This is a genomic window from Streptomyces sp. NPDC107562 (assembly GCF_055657325.1).
On record NZ_JBVKBE010000009.1, the window covers coordinates 320,480 to 345,092 of the forward strand.

Sequence of the window (24,613 nt, forward strand, 5' to 3'; positions counted from 1 at the left end):
TGCGGACTCAGTCGGTCGCGCCGCCCAGGTGGTGGACCCGGACCATGTTCGTCGTGCCCGGGACGCCGGGGGGCGAACCCGCCGTGATGATGACGATGTCGCCGGGGTTGAAGCGGCTGAGCTTCGCGATCTCCTGGTCGACCAGGTCGACCATCTCGTCCGTGCTGTTCACGAACGGCACCACGTGGGACTCCACGCCCCAGCTGAGCGACAGCTGGTTGCGGGTGGACTCGTCCGTCGTGTACGCGATGATCGGCTGGCTCGCGCGGTAGCGGCTCAGACGGCGGGCCGTGTCACCGGACTTGGTGAAGGCCACCAGACCCTTGCCGCCGAGGAAGTCGGCGATCTCGGCGGCCGCGCGGGCCACCGAACCGCCCTGCGTGCGCGGCTTCTTGCCGGGCACCAGCGGCTGGAGGCCCTTGGAGAGCAGCTCCCCCTCGGCCGCCTGGACGATCTTCGACATCGTCTTGACGGTCTCGATGGGGTAGGCGCCGACGGAGGACTCCGCCGAGAGCATGACCGCGTCCGCGCCGTCCAGGATCGCGTTGGCCACGTCGGAGGCCTCGGCGCGGGTCGGGCGGGAGTTGGTGATCATCGACTCCATCATCTGGGTCGCCACGATCACCGGCTTGGCGTTGCGCCGGCACAGCTCGATCAGGCGCTTCTGCACCATCGGGACCTTCTCGAGCGGGTACTCGACGGCCAGGTCGCCACGGGCGACCATGACACCGTCGAACGCCATCACGACGTCCTCCATGTTGGCCACCGCCTGCGGCTTCTCCACCTTGGCGATGACCGGGACGCGCCGGCCCTCCTCGTCCATGATCTTGTGGACGTCGTTGATGTCCTTGGCGTCCCGGACGAAGGAGAGGGCGACCAGGTCGCAGCCCATGCGCAGCGCGAAGCGGAGGTCCTCGACGTCCTTCTCGGACAGGGCCGGGACGTTCACCGCCGCGCCGGGCAGGTTGATGCCCTTGTGGTCGGAGATGACGCCGCCCTCGATGACGATCGTCCGCACCCGCGGGCCCTCGACGTCCAGCACCTTCAGTTCGACGTTGCCGTCGTTGATGAGGATCTGGTCGCCGCGCGAGACGTCGCCGGGCAGGCCCTTGTAGGTCGTGCCGCAGATCGCCTTGTCGCCGGGGACGTCCTCGGTGGTGATGACGAACTCGTCACCGCGCACCAGCTCCACCGGTCCCTCGGCGAAGGTCTCGAGGCGGATCTTCGGGCCCTGGAGGTCGGCGAGGACACCGATGGCCCGGCCGGTCTCCTTGGCGGCGGCACGGACGCGGTCGTACCGCCCCTGGTGCTCGGCGTGCGTGCCGTGGCTGAAGTTGAAACGGGCCACGTTCATGCCCGCCTCGATCAGCGCGACGAGTTGCTCGTGGGAGTCGACCGCGGGGCCGAGAGTACAGACGATTTTCGAACGGCGCATGGGGCGATCCTATCGGTTTGTTTCGTCGCGGAATATTCCGTCTGGTGGAAGATACAAATGGGCGCGCTGATGCTCAGGTGTTCTTTCCGACCAGTGCGTAGGTCTGTGTCGCGATCTCCAGTTCCTCGTCCGTGGGTACCACGGCCACCGCCACGCGCGCGGAATCCGGCGAGATCAGCCGCGCGTGGTCGCCGCGCACGGCGTTGCGCTCCGGGTCGACCGCCAGGCCGAGCCCCTCCAGGCCCTCGATCGCCGCCTCGCGCACCGGTGCCGCGTTCTCTCCGACACCCGCGGTGAAGGCGACCGCGTCCACCGTGCCGAGCACCGCGTAATAGGCGCCGATGTACTTCTTCAGCCGGTGAATGTAAATGTCGAAGGCGAGTGCCGCCTCTTCGTCGCCCTCGTCGATCCGGCGCCGGATCTCCCGCATGTCGTTGTCCCCGCACAGGCCGAACAGACCGCTCCTCTTGTTGAGGAGATTGTCTATCTCGTCCATGTCCATTCCGCCGACACGCGCCAAATGGAAGATGACGGCCGGGTCCAGGTCTCCCGAGCGGGTACCCATCACGAGCCCCTCCAAAGGCGTCAGCCCCATGGAGGTGTCCACGCACCGGCCCTTGCGGACCGCCGAGGCGGAGGCGCCGTTGCCCAGGTGCAGCACGATGACGTCGACCTCGGACGGGTCCTTGCCCAGCAGGCGCGCGGTCTCGCGGGAGACGTAGGCGTGCGAGGTGCCGTGGAAGCCGTAGCGGCGGATCCGGTGCCGGTCGGCGATCTTCGGGTCGATGGCGTAACGCGCCGCCGCCTCCGGCATCGTCGTGTGGAAGGCGGTGTCGAAGACGGCGACCTGGGGCAGGTCGGGCCGCAGCGCCCGGGCGGTGCGCAGACCCGTGAGGTTGGCCGGGTTGTGCAGCGGGGCGACCGGGATCAGCCGCTCGATCTCGGTGAGCACCTCGTCGTCGACGACGGTGGGCTCGGTGAAGAACAGCCCGCCGTGCACCACCCGGTGCCCGATCGCGGCGAGTTCGGGGGAGTCGAGGCCCATGCCGTCCCGGCCGAGTTCCTCGGCGACCGCCTTGAGCGCGGCCTCGTGGTCGGCGATGGGCCCGCTCCTTTCGCGGGTGTCGCCGGTGGTCAGGCAGGTGTGCTGGAGCCGGGAGGTCTGCTCGCCGATCCGCTCGACGAGGCCCGCCGCCAGCCGGCTGCTGTCGCTCATGTCGAGCAACTGGTACTTCACGGACGAGGAACCGGAGTTGAGGACGAGGACGCGGGTCGCGCTCACAGCTGGGACGCCTTCTGGGAGGTCGGGGACTGGGCCTGGATCGCCGTGATGGCGACGGTGTTGACGATGTCCTGGACGAGCGCGCCGCGGGACAGGTCGTTGACCGGCTTGCGCAGCCCCTGGAGCACCGGCCCGACGGCGATCGCGCCGGCCGAGCGCTGCACGGCCTTGTAGGTGTTGTTGCCGGTGTTGAGGTCGGGGAAGATCAGCACGCTGGCCTGCCCGGCCACCTCGGAGTCCGGCATCTTCGTGGCGGCGACGCTCGGTTCGACGGCGGCGTCGTACTGGATCGGCCCCTCGATCTTGAGGTCGGGCCGCCGCTGCCGTACGAGTTCGGTGGCCTCGCGCACCTTGTCGACGTCGGCGCCCGAGCCCGAGGTACCGGTGGAGTACGAGAGCATCGCGATCCGCGGCTCCACGCCGAACTGGGCGGCGGTGGCCGCCGACTGCGCGGCGATGTCGGCGAGCTGCTCGGCGTCCGGGTCGGGGTTGACCGCGCAGTCGCCGTAGACGAGCACCTTGTCGGCGAGGCACATGAAGAAGACGGACGAGACGATCGAGGCTCCCCCGGAGGGGGGACCCCCAGGCCTGGTCTTGATGATCTCGAAGGCCGGGCGGATGGTGGCCGCCGTGGAGTGCACGGAACCCGAGACCATGCCGTCGGCGTGGCCCTCCTGGACCATCAGCGTGCCGAAGTAGTTGACGTCGGAGACGACGTCGTACGCGAGCTCCACGGTGACGCCCTTGTGGGCGCGCAGGGCGGCGTACTTCTCGGCGAAGGTGTCGCGCAACTCGCTGGTGGCGGGGTCGACGATCCGGCACCCGCCGAGGTCGATGCCGAGGTCGGCGGCCTTCTTGCGGATCCGGTCGACGGGTCCGAGCAGGGTCAGATCGCACACGTCCCGGCGCAGCAGGACCTCGGCGGCGTGCAGCACCCGCTCCTCGGTGCCCTCCGGCAGCACCACCCGCCGGCGCTCGGAGCGAGCCTGCTCCAGCAGCTTGTGCTCGAACATCATCGGCGTCACACGGTCGCTGCTGGGCGCGCTCACCCGCTTGAGCAGGTCGCCGGTCTCCACGAAGCGCTCGAACAGGCCGAGCGCGGTCTCCGCCTTGCGCGGGGTGGCCGCGTTGAGCTTGCCCTCCAGGGAGAACAGCTGTTCGGCGGTGGGGAAGCTGTTGCCGGACACCGAGAGCACCGGGGTGCCGGGTGCGAGCCGGGCGGCGAGGGTGAGGACGTCGTCGCTCGGCACCTCGTTCAGGGTGAGCAGGACGCCGGCTATCGGCGGGGTGCCCGCGCTGTGCGCGGCGAGCGAGCCGACGACCAGGTCGGCGCGGTCCCCGGGGGTGACGACCAGGCAGCCCGGGGTCAGGGCGGCCAGGAAGTTCGGCAGCATGGCTCCGCCGAAGACGAACCCGAGCGCGTCGCGCGCCAGCCCCGACTCGTCGCCGAGCAGCACCTTGGCGCCGAGGGCGTGGGCGATCTGCGCGACCGTCGGGGCGGACAGGGCGGGCTCGTCGGGCAGGACGTAGCAGGGCACGGGCAGGCGGGTGGCGAGCCGGTCGGCGATCCGGTCGCGGTCCTCCCGGGTGACCCGGTTGGTGACCATGGCCAGGACGTCGCAGCCGAGCCCCTCGTAGGCCCGGTAGGCGTTGCGGGTCTCGGCGAGCACGGACTCGGCGGTCTGCCCCCGGCCGCCCACCACCGGGATCACGGACGCGCCGAACTCGTTGGCGAGCCGGGCGTTGAGGGCCAGCTCGTCCGGGAACTGGGTGTCGGCGTAGTCGGTGCCGAGGACGAGGACGACGTCGTAGTCGCGCGCGACGAGGTGGAAGCGGTCGACGAGCGTGGAGACCAGCTCGTCGGTGCCGCGTTCGGCCTGCAGCGTGGAGGCCTCCTGGTGGTCCATGCCGTAGACCGTGGCCGGGTCCTGCGCGAGCCGGTAGCGGGCGCGCAGCAGCTCGAAGAGGCGGTCGGGCCCGTCGTGGACGAGGGGGCGGAAGACGCCCACGCGGTCGACCTGCCGGGTCAGGAGCTCCATGACCCCCAGTTCGACGACCTGGCGGCCGTCGCCGCGGTCGATACCGGTCACGTACACGCTGCGCGTCACGCGTGCTCTCCGTTTCGTCTGCGTCGGGTTCGTCTGCGTTCGGGGTTGGTCTGCGTCGGTTCTGTCGCGCCCGGTCGGTCTGCGTCCGGCTCGCCCGTGCCGGTCCCCCCGGTAGCGGGTTCCGTCGGAATCGGGGGTGATGCGGCCGGACAGGTGATGAATCCGAGGCCGTGGCCCCCCGGGACCGTAAAAATCGCCCGCCGGGGCGAGCAGAACCCTCTTGACAATACCCCTCGACATGGATAAGGCGCCCGTCAAGGTGTCGTCGTGCTGGGCGCCTGAGGGACGTGAAACAATCGGCAGTGGCTCACCGGCCTCGACAGCGAGCAGGAGACACAGCACGATGCGCATCGGAGTTCTCACCGCAGGCGGCGACTGCCCCGGCCTGAACGCCGTGATCCGGTCGGTCGTGCACCGAGCGGTCGCGCAGTACGACGACGAGGTGATCGGTTTCGAGGACGGCTACGCGGGTCTGCTGGACGGTCGCTATCGCGGCCTCGACCTCGACTCGGTCAGCGGCATCCTCGCCCGCGGCGGCACGATCCTCGGCTCCTCCCGGCTGGAGCGCGACCGGCTGCGCGAGGCCTGCGAGAACGCGTCCGACATGATCCACGAGTTCGGCATCGACGCCCTGATCCCGATCGGCGGCGAGGGCACCCTGACGGCGGCCCGCATGCTCTCCGACGCGGGTCTGCCGGTGGTCGGCGTGCCGAAGACCATCGACAACGACATCTCCTCGACGGACCGGACGTTCGGCTTCGACACCGCGGTCGGGGTCGCCACGGAGGCGATGGACCGCCTGAAGACCACGGCCGAGTCCCACCAGCGGGTCATGGTCGTCGAGGTCATGGGCCGCCACGCCGGCTGGATCGCGCTGGAGTCCGGCATGGCCGCCGGCGCGCACGGCATCTGCCTGCCGGAGCGCCCCTTCGACCCCGTCGACCTGGTCAAGATGGTCGAGGAGCGGTTCTCGCGCGGCAAGAAGTTCGCCGTCATCTGCGTCGCCGAGGGTGCCCACCCGGTCGAGGGCAGCATGGACTACGGCAAGGGCGAGATCGACATGTACGGCCACGAGCGCTTCCAGGGCATCGGTACGGCACTGGCGTACGAACTGGAGCGCCGCCTCGGCAAGGAGGCCAAGCCGGTCATCCTCGGCCACGTCCAGCGTGGCGGCACCCCGACGGCGTACGACCGGGTGCTCGCCACGCGCTTCGGTTGGCACGCGGTGGAGGCGGCGCACCGCGGTCAGTTCGGCCGTATGACCGCGCTGCGGGGGACGGACATCGTGATGGTCCCGCTCGCGGAGGCCGTCACCGAGCTGAAGACGGTGCCGAAGGACCGGATGGACGAGGCCGAGTCGGTCTTCTAGGCCGGTTCGGTACACGGAGGCAGCGTCCGGTTCAGTACCGTGGCGGCTTGCCGCGCTCGACGACCGTCCAGAAGTGGTCGACGATCCGGTCGAGGAACTCGCGGCCGTTGGCGCCGGTCTCCTGGTTGCCGCCGCCCCAGCTGAGGGTGGCGACCATCTGCCCCTGGTACTCGCCGTGCAACTCCTGGAGCACGGCCTCCAGGACGGCGCGCTCCAGCGGCACCGTCCTGCCCACGGGGCGGAGGTAGGCCTGCCAGCGGGTGGTCACGGCGCTGCGCAGCAGGTCGGCGAGCTTGTCCTCGCGGCCGGTGACGGCGACGAAGTCGGGCAGGTCGAGATCGAGGACGTCGGCGAGGGCGGCGGACTGCCGCTCGTTGCCGCGCCAGGTGTCGCTCTCCTCCATCCGCTGGTACGCGGCGAGTTCGAGGCCCACGCCGCGGGCGACGTCCTCCGGCGCGAGCGCGCGCGAGATGCGGTGCTCGCGCAGGGTGCGGGGCCGTCCGATGAGTTCGCCGGGGGAGCACCACAACACGCCCGCGAGGGCGGTCAGTTCGGGGCTGTTGGGGTGGGTGACCCCGCGTTCCCAGGCGATGACGAGGTCCGGGGTGACGTACGGCAGTCCGTACGAGGAGCGCAGGCTGTAGGCCACGTGCTCGGGCCCCATGCCGAGGGCGGCACGCAGGCGTCGGGCGGCGGGGGCGTTGAACGGCGGAGTGGGCGGGGTGGACTGGTTCGGTCCGGCTGGGGGTTGGCGCACGGGGCACAAGCTAGGGGTGCGGCGGGGTTCTGACTACGGTCTGTTCGGCCAGGAACACGGATTGTAGGAACATACGGTGCTCTCGTACGTCCTCACCCCTTGACCGCGCCGCTCAGCGCGAACCCTCCGCCCATCCGCCGCGCCACCAGCACGTACAGCAGGATCACCGGGGTCGAGTAGATGATCGAGAAGGCGGCCAGCTGGCCGTAGACGACGGTCCCGCGGTTGCCGAAGAAGTCGTTGATGCTGACCGCCGCCGGCATCTGGTCCGGCGTGAGCAGCAGCATGAAGGGGACGAAGAAGTTTCCCCACATCATCACGAACGAGAAGACCGTCACGACCGCCACGCCCGGACCCATCAGCGGCAGCACGATCCGCAGCAGGGACTGGAACGACGAGGCCCCGTCGGTCCAGGCCGCCTCCTCCAGCTCCTTCGGTACGCCGTCCATGAAGTTCTTCATCAGCCAGATGGCGAAGGGGAGTTGGGAGGCGGCGAAGAAGAAGATCGTCCCCTGCATCGTGTCGATCAGGTTCACCTGTACGAACAGGGCGTACACCGGAACCATGATCGCCGTGATCGGCAGGCTCGTCGCGAACAGGATCGTCAGCAGGAACGGGCGGTTGAGGCGGGAGCGGAAGCGGGACAGCGGGTAGGCGGCGAGGGCCGCGCAGGCCACGGTCAGCAGGGTGCCGCCGCCGCACAGGAGCAGGCTGTTCAGGAGCGGGGTGAAGGTGATGTCCGGCGTCAGGACGGCGTCGAAGTTGTCCAGCGTCACGCCGTCCGGCACCTTCACCCGGAGGCTGGCGCCGGTGTCCAGTGAGGACAGGACCACCCACAGCAGGGGCAGGGAGAACGCGGCGGCCACCACCAGGAGGCCGGCGTCCGCGGCCACGCGGTGCGCGGTCCTGCGGGAGGAGGGGGTTCGGGACATGGCGTTTCAGACCTCCGTCCGCAGCAGGCGCAGATAGATCACCGAGAACAGGGAGCCCACCACGAGGAGCAGCAGAGCGACCGCCGTGCCGTATCCGATCATGCTCTTCTGGAACGCCTCCTCGTACATGAAGAGCGGGAGCGTCTGGCTCTTGCCGCCCGGGCCGCCCCTCGTCATCACCCAGATCAGGCCGAAGACGGACAGGGTCTGAAGGGTGATCAGCATCAGGTTCGTGCCGATGGACCGCCGGATCATCGGCAGGGTGATGTGCCACAGGCGGCGCCAGCCACCCGCGCCGTCGACCTCGGCGGCCTCCGTGATCTCCTTGGGGATCTCGTTCAGGGCCGCCGAGTAGACGAGCATCGAGAACGCCGTGCCCCGCCACACGTTCGCGAACGACACCGCCAGGATCGGGAGCGTGAACAGCCAGTTCTGGGAGGGGAGGTGGAGCCAGTCCAGGATGGCGTTCAGGGTGCCCTCGCGGCGGAAGAAGGCGTAGAGCAGGAAGCCGGCGACGACCTCCGGCAGCACCCACGCCGTGATGACGATGCCGCCGGTGAGGGTGCGCAGGGGCTTCGACGCGCGCTGCATCAGTGCCGCGAGCCCCAGTCCGAGGGTGTTCTGGCCTATCAGCGCCGAGACGACCGTGAAGACCAGGGTCAGCCACACCGCGTTCAGGAACGCCTCGTCCCCGAACGCCGTACGGAAGTTCTCGAAGCCTACGAACGAGTCCTGTGCCTGGCCCGTCAGTTGCAGGTCGGTGAACGCGATGTAGGCGCAGTAACCGATCGGGCCGGCCAGGAAGAGCACCAGCAGGACCACTGCGGGGGCGAGGGGGAGGGCCCGCAGCAGGGGGAGGGAGCGGGGGCCCTGCGTCGGCGTGCGGTCCGGGCCGGCCGGTCCCGGCCTCTTGGCGAGGCCGGGACCGGTTCCGGAGCCCGTGGCGGGGGCTGTCGTCATGAACGGCGGCTCACTTCTCGATCACCTGGTTGTCCGTCGCCGATTTCAGGTCCTCGTCGTACGTCTTCGCCGCCTCCTCGACCGACATGTCCCCCGTCGTGACGCTCTCCATGGCCTCCTGGATCGCGGTGGAGACCTTCGGGTACGCCGGGTAGGCGGGCCGGTAGTGGGTGCTGGCGACCAGGTCGGTGAAGAACTTGATGCCGGGCTGGGCTTCGACGTACGCCGGGTCGGCGGCGACGTCCTCACGGACCGCGATGCCGGAGTTGGCGATGTACCACTTCTGGGCGTTCGCCTTCGTCTGCATCGTCTTGATGAACTCGAAGGCGAGGTCCGGGTTGCCCGCCTTGGCGGGGATCGCCCAGGTCCAGCCGCCGGACATGCTCACCTTGCCGGGTGCCTGGCCGTTCTGGGTGGGCATCGCGGCGAGACCCAGCTTGTCCGACCACTCGGGCCACTCGTGGCCGCTGCCCGCCAGCCAGTCCTGCGGGAGCCAGGAGCCGTCGAGGTTGATGCCGAGCTTGCCCTCGGGCAGGAGTTCGCCGCGGACACGGGTGCCGATGTTGGGGTCGAGGGCGTCGGCGACGTCCGGACCGAGCTTCTCCTGGTAGACCGTCTCGACGAAGCCGAGGGCGTCCTTGAAGCCCTTGCCGCCGGCGATCCACTTCTTGGACTGCTCGTCGTACAGCGGATCGGCGGTGCCGTCGTTCGTGCCGTAGAGCAGCATCTGGAAGCCCTGCATGGTGGCGGCCTCGCCGACGGGCTTGCCGGTGTAGACGTTGAGCGGGGTGACGCCGGGTACCTTCCGCTTGATCGTGCGGGCGGCCTCCAGGACGTCGTCCCAGGTCTTCGGCTGCCAGTCGGCGGGCAGACCGGCCTTGGCGAAGATCGCCTTGTCGAACCAGAGACCCCGGGTGTCCGTGCCGTCCGGCACGCCGTACGTCTTGCCGTCCTCGCCCTTGGCCGCGGTCTTGGCCGTGTCGATGAACTGGTCCCAGTCCCGCCACTTGGCGAGGTACGGGTCGAGCGGCTTGAGGTAGCCGCTGGTGATGTCGGAGTTGATGAGGAAGGTGTCCTCGTAGACCAGGTCCGGGGCGGTCTTGGGGGAGCGGAGCATCTGCTGGAGCTTGGTGTAGTACTCCGAGTCCGGGGCCTTGATCGGGACGAGCTCGACCTTCTTGCCCGGGTTGGCCTTCTCGAACTGCTTCTTGATGTCCGCGAGGTAGGTGTCCATCACCTTCACGGAGTTGTCCGTGGACTGTTTGAAGGAGACCTTCACGGTGTCCGGATCACTGCCGGCTCCGCCGCCACAGGCCGTGAGGGTGCCCGCGGCGGCGAGGGTCAGGGCGAGGAGAGCGGGCAGGGAGGCGTTGGGGCGCACGAACATGACCTCCTGGGGCCTACGTCGTTGTGGCCTGCGGGTTGTTGCCCGGTGAACGTATGAGGAGTGGTCTAGTCAGGTCAATGAGTCTGCGGAGGATTGACCTGACAAACTGCCGTCACCCGCGTTGCACGGGCACCCATCGGTAGACCAGTTCCGGCCGTCCCACCTGTCCGTACAGCGGGCTCCTGCCCGCCCTCCCGGCGTCCACCAGGTGTTCCAGGTAACGGCGGGCCGTGATACGGGAGATGCCGACCGCTTCGGCCAGCCCGGCCGCGGTCAGGCCCTCCTCCACCTCCCGCAGCGCCGAGGTCACGCGTTCCAGCGTCGGTGCGCTCAGGCCCTTGGGCAGTGCCGCCGGGCCGGGTGCCCGCAGGGTCGCCAGGGCGCGGTCGACCTCGTCCTGGCCGCTGGCCTCGCCCGCCGCGCCCCGGAACTGCGCGTAGCGGACCAGACGGTCCCGGAGCGTCGCGAAAGTGAACGGTTTGAGCACGTACTGGACGACTCCCAGCGACACCCCCTCCCGCACCACCGCCAGGTCCCGGGCCGAGGTCACCGCTATCACGTCGGCGTGATGTCCCGCCGCCCGCAGGGAGCGCGCCAGTTGCAGGCCGTGCACGTCCGGCAGGTGCAGGTCGAGCAGGAGCAGGTCGACCGGCGTCCGCTCCAGCGCCCGCCGCGCCTCCGCGCCCGTGTGCACCTTTCCGACCGCGACGAAACCGGGGACGCGACCCACGTACATCACATGCGCGTCCGCGGCGACGGGATCGTCCTCGACCACCAGCACCCGGATCCGTGCCTCGTGCGTCATGCGTGGCCTCCCACTTCCGTGGCGGCACCGGACCGACCGGCCGCCCCGGCTTCCTTCGACAGCGGCAACCGCACCTCGAACTCCGCTCCTCCCTCACCGGCCCCGGAGACCGACAGCGTCCCGCGGTGCCGGTGCGCCGTCTGCCGGACCAGGGCGAGGCCGAGACCGCGCCCGCCGGGGCCGGACGGCTTGGTCGAGAAGCCCCGCTGGAAGACCCGTTCGGTGTGCTCGGGATCCACCCCGTCCCCGGTGTCCGCCACCCGCAGGACCAGTTGGCCGCCCGCCGTGTACGCCGTCACGACCACCCGCGCCCGTACGCTGCCCTGCGCGGCGTCCACCGCGTTGTCGATCAGGTTGCCCAGGATGGTCACCAGGTCCCGCGCGGGCAACGACGGCGGCAGCAGCCCGTCGTCGAGGCCGCTGTCCTGCGACACCACCAACTCGACACCCCGCTCGTTCGCCTGGGCGGTCTTGCCGAGCAGCAGGGCCGCCAGCACCGGCTCGCTCACCGCCGCGACGACCTGGTCGGTCAGGGCCTGGGCCAGTTCCAGCTCCGCCGTCGCGAAGTCGACGGCCTCCTCCGCCCGGCCCAGTTCGATCAGGGACACCACCGTGTGCAGGCGGTTCGCCGCCTCGTGCGCCTGCGACCGGAGCGCCTGCGTGAACCCCCGCTCCGAGTCCAGTTCCCCCATCAGCGACTGAAGTTCGGTCACGTCCCGCAGCGTGACGACCGTACCGCGCCGCTCACCGCCCGAGACCGGTGACGTGTTCAGCACCAGCACCCGGTCCGCCGTCAGATGGACCTCGTCCACCCGCGGCTGTGAGGACAGCAGCGCGCCGGTCAGCGGGGCCGGCAGGCCCAGGTCGGCCACCGAGCGGCCGACCACGTCGCCGGACATGCCGAGCAGTTCCCGCCCGCCGTCGTTGATCAGCGCCACCCGGTACTGGCCGTCGAGCATCAGCAGCCCCTCGCGCACGGCGTGCAGGGCGGCCTGGTGGTAGTCGTGCATCCGGCTCAGCTCGGTGGCGTTCATGCCGTGGGTGTGGCGGCGGAGGCGGGCGTTGACCACGTACGTGCCGACGCCGCCCAGCAGGAGGGCACCGCCCGCGGCGCCGATCAGGGCGGTGAGCTGGCCCCGTACCCGCTCGCTGATCGCCTCGACCCGGATGCCGGCGCTGACCAGGCCCACGATGCGCGGGCCGTCGTGGACCGGGGTGACCGCGCGCACGGACGGGCCGAGCGTGCCGGTGTAGGTCTCGGTGAAGGACTCGCCCCGCAGGGCGGGGTCGATGTGACCCAGGAACCGGCCGCCGATCTGCTCCGGATCGGGGTGGGTCCAGCGGATGCCCTCCGGATCCATGATCGTGACGAAGTCGACGTCCGTGTCGCGCATCACGCGCAGGGCGTACGGCTGGAGCGGGCCCGTCGGGTCGGAGGTGCGGATCGCCTCCCGTACCGAGGGGGAGTCGGCGATCGAGCGGGCGACCGCCATCGCCTGGCGGCCCGCGGCGTCCTCGGCCTGGTTGCGATCGCTCACATAGGTGAACAGTGCGTAACCGGCGACGAGCACCGCGATCAGCACGGCCTGCATGGCGAACAGCTGGCCGGCCAGACTGCGGGCTCTGGGGACCGGGATGCGCATGCCGTCAGTGTGCCTCCCCGGTTAAGCGTGAACTAAATGAACGGAAGGGTGACCGCCCTCACAGCACGGGAGATAGTCACGGCATTCCTTCGTCCGCGGGCAGCGCCCCGGGCGATTCCCCCGGACGTGAGCCGCACGCCGGTGATGCCGATGACGTCGTCAAGGAGGGCAGTCGTGACCAGCGCAGCCGACACGGCACCTGCCACACCCCGCGCCAAGCGGGACCGCACCCACTATCTCTACATCGCGGTGATCGTCGCGGTCGCGCTCGGCATCGCCGTGGGCCTGGCCGCTCCCGACTTCGCCGTGGAGCTGAAGCCCATCGGCACGGGCTTCGTGAACCTGATCAAGATGATGATCTCGCCGATCATCTTCTGCACGATCGTGCTGGGCATCGGTTCCGTACGCAAGGCCACCAAGGTGGGCGCGGTCGGCGGTATCGCCCTCGTCTACTTCCTGGTCATGTCGCTGGTGGCCCTCGCCATCGGCCTGGTCGTCGGCAACATCCTCGACCCGGGCACCGGTCTCGCCGTCACCGACGCCGTCCGCGAGACCGGACACGCGCAGGTCGACGCGGAGGCCAAGGACACCACGGAGTTCCTGCTCGGCATCATCCCGACCACCATCGTCTCCGCCTTCACCGAGGGCGAGGTGCTCCAGGCCCTGCTGATCGCGCTGCTCGCCGGCTTCGCGCTGCAGGCGATGGGCTCCGCCGGACAGCCGATCCTGCGCGGCATCGAGCACATCCAGCGGCTCGTCTTCCGCATCCTCGCGATGATCATGTGGGCCGCCCCGATCGGTGCCTTCGGCGCCATCGCGGCCGTCACCGGGTCCGCCGGCATCGACGCGCTCAAGAGCCTGGCCGTGCTGATGCTCGGCTTCTACGTCACCTGCGTCCTGTTCGTCTTCCTCGTGCTCGGCGCGCTGCTGCGGCTGGTCTCGGGCCTGAACATCCTCACGTTCTTCAAGTACCTCGGCCGTGAGTTCCTGCTGATCCTGTCCACCTCCTCCTCCGAGTCCGCGCTGCCGCGGCTCATCGCGAAGATGGAGCACCTGGGCGTCAGCAAGCCGGTCGTCGGCATCACCGTCCCGACCGGCTACTCCTTCAACCTCGACGGCACCATGATCTACATGACCATGGCGTCCCTGTTCATCGCCGACGCCATGGGGACGCCGATGGGCATCGGCGAGCAGATCCCGCTGCTGCTCTTCCTGCTGGTCGCCTCCAAGGGCGCGGCCGGTGTGACGGGGGCGGGCCTGGCCACCCTCGCGGGCGGCCTGCAGTCCCACAAGCCGGCCCTCGTGGACGGCATCGGCCTCATCGTCGGCATCGACCGCTTCATGAGCGAGGCCCGCGCCCTGACCAACTTCGCGGGCAACGCCGTTGCCACCGTGCTGATCGGTACCTGGACCAAGGAGATCGACCGGGAGCGGGTGGACGAGGTGCTCGCGGGCCGACTGCCCTTCGACGAGAAGACGCTGCTGGACGACGGCCACGGCGGCGGCGAGGCCGACGACGCCGGGATGCCGGAGCAGCGTGGCGACCAGGAGGGCGAGAAGGAACTGGCCAAGGCCTGAGCCCCGTTCCCCCTTTCGCTTTCGCCCCTGAATTCCCGTTCCACCCCGGGTAGAGACCACCCTCCCACGCCCGGGCGGCTGAGATGCTCCCCCCGTCCCTCAGCCGCCCGGGCTCACCCTTTGCCCTGACGCCGACGTCAGGGCTTACGTTCGTGGCATGCGAATCGGCGAGCTGGCCGAACGGGCCGGGACCACCCCGCGCACGCTCCGGTACTACGAGGCACGGGGCCTGCTGCCCGCACGACGGGACGCGAACGGCCACCGGGACTACGACGAGCGGGACCTGAGACTGCTGCGGCAGATCAGAACACTGCAGGACTTCGGTTTCGGCCTGGAGGAGACCCGGCCCTTCGTGGAGTGTCTGCGGGCCGGTCACCCCGAGGGCGATGCCTGCCCCGCCTCGCTCGCGGTCTACCGGCGCAAGCTGGACGAGCTCGACGCCCTGATCGGCGATCTGCGTGCCGTGCGGGCGCAGGTGGGCGCGCAGCTGGCGAGGGCCGAGCGGGCACGGGACGAGTTGGCCGCCGAAGCGGGGGCTCCGGGAGGTCCGGAGCCGGTGTGCGAACTGGGAGGGCAGTCATGAGCAGGGCGGCGGGCGTGGCAGAGGTGACGGACGAGGACTTCGCGGCGGAGGTGATCGGGTCCGAGCTGCCGGTGCTGGTGGAGTTCACGGCCGACTGGTGCCCGCCGTGCCGGCAGATGGCGCCGGTGCTCAGCGCGCTGGCGGCGGAGGAGGGGGAGCGGCTGAAGGTGGTGCAGCTGGACGTGGACCGCAACCCGGGGACGACCAACGCCTACCAAGTGCTGTCGATGCCGACCTTCATGGTCTTCCGTGCCGGTGAGCCGGTGAGGTCCATGGTGGGGGCCCGGCCCAAGCGGCGGCTCCTGGAGGAGATCGAGGCGGCGCTGTGAACGGGACCAGCTCCTGAGAAGACGTAAAGAAATCCCCCGGGCAATTGCGCCCGGGGGATTTCTCTGCGTATATTCAATGATTCGCGACTTGAGAAAAAGAGGTCGCGAAGAAGTTCACTGAGCTGAGTATATCCGGGCGGGAGCGGAATTGTCAAACATGGATTCGTCAAACGTCGACTTTCCAGACGATGAAATGCGCGGCGAGCAGGAATTCATCGACGGGCTGTACCGGCGTGTCGACGTGCTGCGCGGCGACGCCGAGGCCTCTGTCACCGACGCCCTCGCGCAGGGCGACAAGCCGATGCAGGCCCGGCTGGAGCGGGACATCCTCGTCGCCGAGCGGTCCGGGCTGCTCGCCGCGCTGAACGCGGTGGACGGCTCGCTCTGCTTCGGCCGGATCGACCTGACCTCCGGCGCCACGCACCACATCGGCCGCATCGGGCTGCGGGCCGCCGACATCGAGCGCACGCCCCTTCTGATCGACTGGCGGGCCGAGGTCGCCCGCCCCTTCTACCTGGCCACCGGCCACACCACGATGGGCCTTCGCCGCCGCCGGCACATCTCCAGCGACGGCCGCCGCGTCACCGCGCTGCACGACGAGTTCCTCGACGTCGGAGACGAGACCCGGACCGGCCACGAGGACCCCAGCGGCGACGCCGTCCTGCTCGCCGCCCTGAACTCCGCGCGCACCGGCCGGATGGCCGACATCGTGCAGACCATCCAGGCGGAGCAGGACGAGATCATCCGCGCCCCGCACCGGGGCGTGCTGGTGGTGGAGGGCGGCCCCGGCACCGGCAAGACGGCGGTGGCCCTGCACCGGGCGGCCTACCTGCTGTACGAGCACCGTGAACTGCTCGCCAAGAGGGCCGTCCTGATCGTCGGCCCCAACCCGGCCTTCCTCGGCTACATCGGCGAGGTGCTGCCCTCGCTGGGCGAGACGGGTGTGCTCCTGTCGACGGTCGGCGAACTCTTCCCCGGTGTGAAGGCGACGGCTGCCGACACCCCGGAGGCGGCCGCCGTCAAGGGCGGCGCCCGGATGGCGGACGTGCTCGCCGACGTCGTACGGGACCGGCAGGCGCTGCCCGACCCGGTGATCGCCATCGCCCACGACCGCGAGATCCTGATGCTCGACGACGGTCTCGTGGGCGTCGCCCGGGAGCGGACCCGCGCCGCCAAGCTGCCGCACAACGCCGCGCGCGAGCACTTCGAGGGCTACATCCTGAACACGCTCACCGAGCTGTACGCGGAGCGGGTCGGCACCGACCCCTACGACGGCACCAACCTCCTCGACGCCGCCGACATCACCCAGATCCGCGACGACATCGCCGAGAACCCGGAAGTCTGGTCCGCCATCGACCGGTTGTGGCCGGTCCTCACCCCGCAGCGGCTGGTCGCCGACTTCCTCGCCGCGCCCGAGGGCTACGTCGGGGACGCCGACGCCGCCGCGATCCGGCGGCCCGTGACGCGGAAGTGGACCGTGGCGGACGTTCCGCTGCTCGACGAGGCGGCCGAACTCCTCGGCGAGGACGACCGCGTGGCCCGGGCGCGGGCGGAACGCGAGCGGGAGCGGCAGGTGTCGTACGCGCAGGGCGTGCTGGACGTGTCGTACGCGTCGCGGACCTACGAGTTCGAGGACAAGGAGGACAGCGACCCGGACGGCTCGGAGGTGCTCTCCGCGCACGACATCATCGACGCCGAGCGGTTCGCCGAGCGTCACGAGGAGGACGACCACCGCAGTGCCGCGGAGCGGGCCGCGGCCGACCGGACCTGGGCGTTCGGGCACATCATCGTCGACGAGGCGCAGGAGCTGTCGCCGATGGCGTGGCGGCTGCTGATGCGGCGCAGTCCGACCCGGTCGATGACGCTGGTCGGCGATCCCGCGCAGACCGCGGAGGCGGCGGGGGTCGGGTCCTGGTCGGGGATCCTCAAGCCCTACGTGGGGGACCGCTGGGAGCACACCCGTCTCGGCGTCAACTACCGCACACCCGCCGAGATCATGGACCTCGCGGCGGCGGTGGTACGGGCGCAGGACCCGGACTTCGAACCGCCGAGCTCCGTACGGTCCACGGGGGTACGTCCGTGGATCCGCGCGACCGACGACCTGCCCGGGGCGGTCGCCGAGGCGGTCGCCGAACTCACCCCGGCCGAGGGCCGGCTGGCGGTCGTCGCGCCGCGCGAGCTGCACCGGCGGCTCGCCGCCGCGCTGGACGGGGTGACGGCGGGCGACGAGCCGGATCTGACGCGGACGGTCGTGCTGCTCGACCCGCGTCAGGCGAAGGGGCTGGAGTTCGACTCGGTGCTGGTGGTCGAGCCGGGCCGGTACGGGACGAGCGATCTGTACGTCGCCCTGACCCGCGCGACCCAGCGGCTGGGGGTGCTGCACACGGAGCCCCTGCCGCGCGGCCTGGCCGAGGAGTCCCCGGCGGCCGCCTGACCGGCCGGGGGCCCGCCCGGACCCCCGCGACCCGCGCCCACCCACCACCCGACCGCGGCCGGTGCTGGGTGGGCCGGGCGGTCACGACGGCTGTAGCCAGACCGTCGCCAGCGGGGGCAGCGTCAGGCGGATGCTCGCCGGGTGGCCGTGCCAGGGGAGGGCCTCCGGCTTCATCGGGTCGGGATTCGTCACGTCGCTCCCGCCGTAGCGGGCGGCGTCCGTGTTCAGGGACTCGTGCCAGGCCGGGACCTCGTCCGGGACGCCCACCCGGTAGTCGTGGCGGACCACCGGGGAGAAGTTGCTGATCGCCAGCAGCGGGGTGCCGTCGGCGTCGTGGCGGAGGAAGGCCAGGACGTTGTCCTCGGCGGCGTCGCCGACGACCCACCGGAAGCCCTCGGGGTGGGTGTCGCGCTGCCAGAGGGCCGGCGTGTGCCGGTAGCCGGCGTTGAGGTCCCGGACCAGGTCGCGCACGCCACGGTGGTCGGCCTCGGCACCGTACTGCGGGTCGAGCAGCCACCAGTCCGGGCCGTTCGCCTCGGACCACTCCGCGCCCTGCGCGAACTCCTGGCCCATGAAGAGCAGTTGCTTGCCCGGGTGGGCCCACATGAAGCCGAGGTAGGCGCGGAGGTCGGCGCGCTGCTGCCACCAGTCGCCCGGCATCTTCGACACCAGCGACCGCTTGCCGTGCACGACCTCGTCGTGCGAGATCGGCAGGACGTAGTTCTCGCTGTACGCGTACACCATCGAGAAGGTCATCTCGTGGTGGTGGTACTTGCGGTGGACCGGCTCCTTGCTCATGTACTCGAGCGAGTCGTGCATCCAGCCCATGTTCCACTTCAGCCCGAAGCCCAGCCCGCCGAACCCGCTCGGGCCCTTGTGATGGGTGGCCCGGGTGACGCCGTCCCACGCCGTGGACTCCTCGGCGATGGTGACGACGCCGGGTGCCCGGCGGTACACCGTCGCGTTCATCTCCTGGAGGAACGCCACCGCGTCCAGGTTCTCCCGGCCACCGTGCTCGTTCGGCGTCCACTGGCCCGGTTCGCGCGAGTAGTCGAGGTAGAGCATGGAGGCGACGGCGTCGACGCGCAGCCCGTCGATGTGGAACTCCTCGCACCAGTAGACCGCGTTGGCGACCAGGAAGTTCCGCACCTCCTTGCGGCCGAAGTCGAACTCCAGCGTCCCCCAGTCGGGGTGGGCGGCGCGCAGCGGATCGGCGTGCTCGTACAGCGGACGGCCGTCGAACTCCGCGAGCGCCCAGTCGTCCCGGGGGAAGTGCGCCGGCACCCAGTCCATGAGGACGCCGATGCCCGCCCGGTGCAGGGCGTCGACGAGGTACCGGAAGTCGTCCGGGGTGCCGAGGCGGGCCGTGGGCGCGTAGAAGCCGGTGACCTGGTAGCCCCAGGAGCCGCCGAAGGGGTGCTCGGCGACCGGCATCAGCTCGACATGGGTGAAGCCCAGCTCCGTGACGTAGGCGGGCAGTTCCTCCGCCAGCTGCCGGTAGGTCAGCCCCGGGCGCCAGGAGGCGAGGTGCACCTCGTAGACGGAGAACGGGGCCTCGTGCGCGGGCACCCTTCCCCGTTGCTCCAGCCACTGCGCGTCGCCCCACTCGTGGTGCGAGGCGGTCACGATGGAGGAGGTTTCCGGCGGGGCCTGGGTGCGGCGGGCCATCGGGTCGGCCCGCAGGGTCTTCGAACCGTCGGGCCGGGTGATCTCGAACTTGTACAGCTCGCCCTCGCCGATGCCGGGCACGAAGAGCTCCCAGACCCCGGTGCCGCCCAGCGAGCGCATCGGGAAGCCGGTGCCCTCCCAGTGGTTGAAGCCGCCGGCCAGGCTCACACCGCGCGCGTTCGGCGCCCAGACCGTGAAACGGGTGCCGGTCACGCCCTGGTGCGTCATCGGCTCGGCGCCGAGCGCCCGCCACAGCTGCTCGTGCCGGCCCTCGCCGATCAGGTGCAGGTCGAGGTCGCCGAGGGTGGGCAGGAAGCGGTAGGGGTCGTGGGTGTCCTGGACGGCGTCCCGGTACGTCACGGCGAGCCGGTACTCGGGAACCTCCGCGAGCGGCAGCGACGCGGAGAAGAAGCCGTCGCCGTCGTCGTGGAGTTCGTGCCTGCGGTCGCCGGCCACCACCGTGACGGACAGGGCGTAGGGGCGGAAGACGCGGAAGATCACGCCACCTTCCGGCGCCGGGTGGGCGCCGAGGACGGAGTGCGGATCGTGGTGGGCGCCGGTCAGCAGCCGACCGCGGTCGGCGGGGCCGAGGGCGGGGGAGACCGGGGCGGGAGGGACCGGGGCGGGAGGGACCGGGGCGGGAGCGGCCTCGACGGCCTTCTTCCGCGCGGCGGTCGGTGCGGCGGGGGTGGCGGGCTCGGCCGGTGGCGTCTTCCTGGCCGCCGTCCTCTTCGCGGGCGCGCTCTTCGTGGCGGCGGACTTCTTCGCGGGCGCCGTCGTGGCCGTGGCCGTCTTCGCCGTCGTGCCTGTGGCGGTCTTCGCCGTGGCCTTCTTGGTGACGGCCTTCTTCGCCACCGCCTTCTCGGCCGCGGACTTCTCGGCAGGGGGCTTCCCGGCGGCCTTCCTCGTCGCCGGCGTCGCCTTCACCGGCGTCTTCTTCGCGGCCGCCTTCTTGGCACCGCCCGCCTTCTTCGCAGGGGCCGCCTTCTTGGCGGTGGCCTTCTTCGCCGCCCCCTTCTTCGGGGTGGCCTTCTTCGCCGCCCCCTTCTTCGGGGTGGCCTTCTTCGCCGGCGCGGCCGTCCCCTCGGGCGCGGTCGCCTGTTTCGGTACAGCGGCCTTCTCCTGGGGGGCCGCGGCCTGTCCGGCCGCGATGTTCGGGTCGGATCCGCTGGCGGAGGAGGTGGTACGGGGGGTCACGGGCGGAGCCTCCTGGGAGGGTCAGGTCGGTTGGGTCGAGGCGAGGCGCCGTATGGCCGACAACGGCACGGGAAGCCAGTCGGGGCGGTGGCGCGCCTCGTAGACGACCTCGTAAACGGCCTTGTCGGTCTCATGGGCACGCAGCAGCACCGGGTCGGTCCGTGGGTCGCGGCCGGCCGCCTCGGCGTAGCCGGAGCAGTACGCGGCCCGGCAGTGGTCCGCCCAGCCCGGCACCGACGGCTGCACGGAGTGGGCGGCGTAGTCGAAGGAGCGCAGCATCCCGGCGACGTCCCGCACGGCGGGCTGCGGCATCCGGCGTTCGGCGAGCGGCCTGGCCGGTTCGCCCTCGAAGTCGATCAGCGACCACCGGCCGGCCGGTGAGCGCAGGCACTGGCCGAGGTGCAGATCGCCGTGGACCCGCTGGGCGGTCCAGGTCTGGCCCTCGGCCGCGAGGTCGGCCAGCGCCTCGAAGGTGGAGCGCAGTCCGGGGACGTACGGGCCGAGCGCGGGCACCGCCTGTGCGGCGAGGTCGAGGCGCCCGAGCATGCCGTCGACCATCGAGCGCAGCTGGGTGTGGCCGAGGGTGACGGTCGGCAGGGCGCGGGCCAGTGCCGTGTGCACCTCGGCGGTGGCCCGGCCCAGCGCCCGCGCCTCGGTGCTGAAGTCCTCCCCCTTGGCCAGTTCGCGCAGGGCCAGCTCCCAGCCGTCGGCGGCGCCCTGGACGTAGGGCTGGAGGACTCCGAGGACGTAGGACTGCCCGGCGAGCTCGGCGCCCAGCCAGGCGGTCGGGGCGGGCACCCGGGGGCATCCCTCGCGGGCCAGCGCGAGCGGCAGCTCCAGGTCGGGGTTGACGCCCGGCACGATCCGGCGGAGCAGCTTCAGGATGAACGTATCTCCGTATATCACCGACGAGTTGGACTGCTCGGTGGTGACCGCGCGGCTGACCAGTCCGGGCCGGATCTCCCGGTGCGGGTCACGTTCGAAGCGCAGGTCGCCGATGCGGGCCTGGGTGCGGAGGGCCTCCAGGAGCACTTCGGCGGGCCGTGGGTCGTACAGGGCCTCGTAGACGGTGTACCCGGCGAGCGGGCCCTCGGTGACATGGCCGATCAGCGCGGGCGCCAGTCGGGGCGGCAGCGCCTCGCGCACTCCTATCAGGAGCTGGTAGCAGTCGCCGGGGGCCGGGGCGGTGCCGGCGCCCTGCACCGGTGGGTGCGGCTGGTGGACCTGGACGAGCAGGTGGTACAGCCCGAGCTTGCCGCCCGGTGGCAGCAGCTCGGTGGCCGCCACCGGCGTGAACCCGGTGACCGGACGTCCTTTGCCGGCGAACCAGCGCTGCCGTGGCAGCCAGTCCCGCAGCAGTGGATCCAGTGACGCGAGAAGGCCGGGGCCGGCCGTGGCGGGGTGGGTGACGGCTTCCGACATGGCGTGCGTCCTTTCCCCTTCTCCGGTTCGCCCTGGGGGGCGCTGTCAGCCGGTGTCGGCTCACGCGGGCGGACGGGGTGTTACTGATGCGTGCCCCGGGCGGGACGGGAGAAACCGCCCCGCCCCGGGCCTTCTAGACGGCGTCCTTGCGGAGCCGGAACCAGTAGAAGCCGTGCCCCGCGAGGGTGAGCAAGTACGGCAGTTCACCGATGGCGGGGAAACGCACCCCGCCGATCAGCTCGACCGGATGGCGTCCGCTGAAGGCGCGCAGGTCGAGTTCGGTCGGCTGCGGGAAGCGGGAGAAGTTGTTCACGCACAGCACGAGGTCGTCGCCGTGCTCCCGCAGAAACGCCAGTACGGCCGGGTTGGACGACTGGAGTTCGGTGTACGAGCCGAGCCCGAAGGCGTGGTTCTGCTTACGGATCTCGATCATGCGGCGGGTCCAGTGCAGCAGCGACGAGGGCGACGCCATGGACGCCTCGACGTTGGTGACCTGGTAGCCGTAGACGGGGTCCATGATGGCCGGAAGGGACAGGCGGCCGGGGTCGCAGGAGGAGAACCCGGCGTTGCGGTCCGGCGTCCACTGCATCGGCGTGCGCACCGCGTCCCGGTCGCCGAGCCAGATGTTGTCGCCCATGCCGATCTCGTCGCCGTAGTACAGGATCGGGCTGCCCGGCAGCGACATCAGCAGGGCGGTGAACAGCTCGATCTGGTTGCGGTCGTTGTCGAGCAGGGGGGCGAGCCGGCGGCGGATGCCGATGTTGGCGCGCATCCGCGGGTCCTTGGCGTACTCCGCGTACATGTAGTCGCGCTCTTCGTCGGTGACCATCTCGAGGGTGAGCTCGTCGTGGTTGCGCAGGAAGATGCCCCACTGGCAACTGGAGGGGATCGCCGGGGTCTTGGCGAGGATCTCCGAGACCGGGTAGCGGGACTCCCGCCGGACGGCCATGAAGATGCGGGGCATGACCGGGAAATGGAAGGCCATGTGGCACTCGTCGCCGCCGGAGGTGTAGTCGCCGAAGTAGTCGACGACGTCCTCCGGCCACTGGTTGGCCTCGGCCAGCAGCACCGTGTCCGGGTAGTGCGCGTCGATCTCCTTGCGCACGCGTTTCAGGAGCTCATGGGTTGCCGGAAGGTTTTCGCAGTTGGTGCCCTCCTCCGCGTAGAGGTAGGGCACGGCGTCCAGCCGGAAGCCGTCGATGCCGAGGTCCAGCCAGAAGCGCAGCGCCGACATGATCTCCTCCTGGACCGCCGGGTTCTCGTAGTTGAGGTCCGGCTGGTGGGAGAAGAAGCGGTGGAAGAAGTACTGCTTGCGGACCGGGTCGAAGGTCCAGTTGGAGGCTTCCGTGTCGACGAAGATGATGCGGGCGTCCTGGTACTGCTTGTCGTCGTCGGCCCACATGTAGTAGTCGCCGTAGGGGCCGTCGGGGTCCTTGCGGGACTCCTGGAACCACGGGTGCTGGTCGCTGGTGTGGTTCATGACGAAGTCGATGATGACGCGCATGCCGCGCTGGTGGGTGGCGTCGACGAACTCCACGAAGTCGGCGAGGTCGCCGAACTCGGGGAGCACCGCGGTGTAGTCGGAGACGTCGTAGCCGCCGTCACGCAGCGGCGACTGGAAGAAGGGCGGCAGCCAGAGGCAGTCGACGCCGAGCCACTGCAGGTAGTCGAGCTTGGCGGTCAGGCCCTTGAGGTCGCCGACGCCGTCGCCGTTGCTGTCCTGGAAGGAGCGGACGAGGACTTCGTAGAAGACGGCACGCTTGAACCACTCGGGGTCCCGGTCCTTGGCGGGTGTGTCCTCGAAGGTGTCCGGCACGGGCTCGTTGACGATCATGTGGTGGGTGACCCTCCGATCTGCGGGGTGGACGGTCGCAGGACGGTCAGGATGTGCGCCGGCCGGTGGCCGGGTTCCAGGCGCACATAGTTGGCCCTGCCCCAGTGGTAGGTCTCGCCGGTGAGCTCGTCGCGCACCGGCACCGACTCGTGCCAGTCCAGGCCGAGTTGCGGCATGTCCAACGAGACCGTGGCCTCCTGGGTGTGGTGGGGGTCGAGGTTGACGACCACCAGAACCGTGTTCGATCCCGACCGCTTCGAGTAGGCGATCACCGCTTCCTTGTCGACGTCGTGGAAGTGCACGTCCCTCAGCTGCCGCAGCGCCGGGTGCTGCCTGCGGATCGCGTTGAGCCGGGTGATGAGCGGGGCGATGCTGTGCGGGGCGTCCCAGTCACGGGGTGTGAGCTGGTACTTCTCCGAGTGGAGGTACTCCTCGCTGCCCTCGCGCAGGGGGACGTTCTCGCAGAGTTCGTAGCCCGAGTAGACGCCCCAGGTGGGGGAGAGGGTGGCGGCCAGGACGGCACGGGCCTCGAAGGCCGGCCGGCCACCCCGCTGGAGGTAGGCGTGCAGGATGTCCGGCGTGTTGACGAAGAAGTTGGGCCGCATGTAGGAGGCCGCCTCACCCGAAAGTTCGGTGAGGTACTCCGTCAGTTCCTGCTTGGTGTTGCGCCAGGTGAAGTAGGTGTACGACTGCTGGAAGCCGATCTGGGCCAGGGTGTGCATCATCGCGGGCCGGGTGAACGCCTCGGCCAGGAAGATCACGTCCGGGTCGGTGCGGTTCACGTCGGCGATGACGCGTTCCCAGAACACCACGGGCTTGGTGTGCGGGTTGTCGACGCGGAAGATGCGCACGCCGTGGGACATCCAGTGCCGCAGCACCCGCAGGGTCTC

At 70.4% G+C, this 24,613-nt stretch carries 18 protein-coding genes; 5 read left to right on the forward strand and 13 right to left on the reverse strand.

Annotation, left to right across the window (positions count from 1 at the left end; genetic code table 11):
- Nucleotides 1-7: 7 nt before the first annotated feature.
- The 3 genes from pyk to pta all read right to left on the reverse strand — a co-directional run bounded on the left by pyk (nt 8) and on the right by pta (nt 4,825).
- A complete protein-coding gene (gene pyk / locus ACZ7LV_RS25310; RefSeq protein WP_471942407.1) occupies nt 8-1,435 on the reverse strand; it encodes a pyruvate kinase in 1,428 nt (475 codons plus the stop codon).
- A gap of 73 nt (nt 1,436-1,508) precedes the next feature.
- Nucleotides 1,509-2,717 carry an acetate kinase gene (locus ACZ7LV_RS25315; RefSeq protein WP_471942408.1) on the reverse strand — a complete coding sequence of 403 codons (1,209 nt, stop codon included), beginning with the start codon at nt 2,715-2,717 and terminating at the stop codon, nt 1,509-1,511.
- Complete coding sequence (gene pta, locus ACZ7LV_RS25320) at nt 2,714-4,825, reverse strand: phosphate acetyltransferase (RefSeq protein ID WP_471942409.1); 2,112 nt, start codon at nt 4,823-4,825, stop codon at nt 2,714-2,716. The genes ACZ7LV_RS25315 and pta overlap by 4 nt, the downstream gene beginning before the upstream one ends.
- Nucleotides 4,826-5,168: 343 nt before the next feature.
- Between pta and ACZ7LV_RS25325 the strand changes: the two genes are divergently transcribed.
- On the forward strand, nt 5,169-6,194 hold the full coding sequence (locus ACZ7LV_RS25325; protein ID WP_401673488.1) for an ATP-dependent 6-phosphofructokinase: 1,026 nt from the start codon (nt 5,169-5,171) through the stop codon (nt 6,192-6,194).
- 31 nt (nt 6,195-6,225) lie between these two features.
- Here ACZ7LV_RS25325 and ACZ7LV_RS25330 read toward each other — a convergent pair whose 3' ends face one another.
- From ACZ7LV_RS25330 to ACZ7LV_RS25355, 6 genes are all read right to left on the reverse strand, one after another.
- Nucleotides 6,226-6,951 (reverse strand): helix-turn-helix domain-containing protein, encoded by a 726-nt coding sequence (locus ACZ7LV_RS25330; protein ID WP_471942411.1) that lies wholly within the window; start codon nt 6,949-6,951, stop codon nt 6,226-6,228.
- A 92-nt stretch (nt 6,952-7,043) separates the two neighbouring features.
- Complete coding sequence (locus ACZ7LV_RS25335; RefSeq protein ID WP_471942413.1) at nt 7,044-7,883, reverse strand: carbohydrate ABC transporter permease; 840 nt, start codon at nt 7,881-7,883, stop codon at nt 7,044-7,046.
- A 6-nt stretch (nt 7,884-7,889) separates the two neighbouring features.
- A complete protein-coding gene (locus ACZ7LV_RS25340; RefSeq protein ID WP_471942414.1) occupies nt 7,890-8,843 on the reverse strand; it encodes a carbohydrate ABC transporter permease in 954 nt (317 codons plus the stop codon).
- A gap of 10 nt (nt 8,844-8,853) precedes the next feature.
- Nucleotides 8,854-10,230, reverse strand: a complete 1,377-nt coding sequence (locus ACZ7LV_RS25345; protein ID WP_471942416.1) for an extracellular solute-binding protein — start codon at nt 10,228-10,230, stop codon at nt 8,854-8,856.
- Between the two features lie 112 nt (nt 10,231-10,342).
- Nucleotides 10,343-11,035 carry a response regulator gene (locus ACZ7LV_RS25350; protein WP_471942418.1) on the reverse strand — a complete coding sequence of 231 codons (693 nt, stop codon included), beginning with the start codon at nt 11,033-11,035 and terminating at the stop codon, nt 10,343-10,345.
- Complete coding sequence (locus ACZ7LV_RS25355; protein WP_471942420.1) at nt 11,032-12,678, reverse strand: sensor histidine kinase; 1,647 nt, start codon at nt 12,676-12,678, stop codon at nt 11,032-11,034. Before ACZ7LV_RS25355 ends, ACZ7LV_RS25350 begins: the two co-directional genes overlap by 4 nt.
- Before the next feature lie 174 nt (nt 12,679-12,852).
- Here ACZ7LV_RS25355 and ACZ7LV_RS25360 point away from each other — a divergent pair, with 174 nt between their 5' ends.
- The 4 genes from ACZ7LV_RS25360 to ACZ7LV_RS25375 all read left to right on the forward strand — a co-directional run bounded on the left by ACZ7LV_RS25360 (nt 12,853) and on the right by ACZ7LV_RS25375 (nt 17,602).
- On the forward strand, nt 12,853-14,256 hold the full coding sequence (locus ACZ7LV_RS25360) for a cation:dicarboxylate symporter family transporter (RefSeq protein WP_471942421.1): 1,404 nt from the start codon (nt 12,853-12,855) through the stop codon (nt 14,254-14,256).
- Between the two features lie 157 nt (nt 14,257-14,413).
- On the forward strand, nt 14,414-14,839 hold the full coding sequence (locus ACZ7LV_RS25365; protein WP_471942423.1) for a MerR family transcriptional regulator: 426 nt from the start codon (nt 14,414-14,416) through the stop codon (nt 14,837-14,839).
- On the forward strand, nt 14,836-15,168 hold the full coding sequence (locus tag ACZ7LV_RS25370) for a thioredoxin family protein (protein WP_471942425.1): 333 nt from the start codon (nt 14,836-14,838) through the stop codon (nt 15,166-15,168). Before ACZ7LV_RS25365 ends, ACZ7LV_RS25370 begins: the two co-directional genes overlap by 4 nt.
- A 193-nt stretch (nt 15,169-15,361) precedes the next feature.
- On the forward strand, nt 15,362-17,602 hold the full coding sequence (locus ACZ7LV_RS25375; protein WP_471942427.1) for a HelD family protein: 2,241 nt from the start codon (nt 15,362-15,364) through the stop codon (nt 17,600-17,602).
- An 81-nt stretch (nt 17,603-17,683) separates the two neighbouring features.
- On the opposite strand, the gene glgB is transcribed toward ACZ7LV_RS25375, so the two are convergent.
- The 4 genes from glgB to ACZ7LV_RS25395 form a co-directional block, all read right to left on the reverse strand.
- On the reverse strand, nt 17,684-20,467 hold the full coding sequence (gene glgB / locus ACZ7LV_RS25380; RefSeq protein WP_471942429.1) for a 1,4-alpha-glucan branching enzyme: 2,784 nt from the start codon (nt 20,465-20,467) through the stop codon (nt 17,684-17,686).
- Nucleotides 20,468-20,488: 21 nt separating this feature from the next.
- Nucleotides 20,489-21,889, reverse strand: coding sequence for a maltokinase N-terminal cap-like domain-containing protein (locus ACZ7LV_RS25385; protein ID WP_471942431.1), 1,401 nt, complete (start codon nt 21,887-21,889; stop codon nt 20,489-20,491).
- Between the two features lie 133 nt (nt 21,890-22,022).
- Complete coding sequence (treS, locus tag ACZ7LV_RS25390; RefSeq protein WP_471942432.1) at nt 22,023-23,723, reverse strand: maltose alpha-D-glucosyltransferase; 1,701 nt, start codon at nt 23,721-23,723, stop codon at nt 22,023-22,025.
- Nucleotides 23,720-24,613, reverse strand: an 894-nt coding sequence (locus tag ACZ7LV_RS25395; RefSeq protein ID WP_471942434.1) for an alpha-amylase family glycosyl hydrolase, incomplete at its 5' end; no start/stop codon positions are given. The genes treS and ACZ7LV_RS25395, both read right to left, overlap by 4 nt.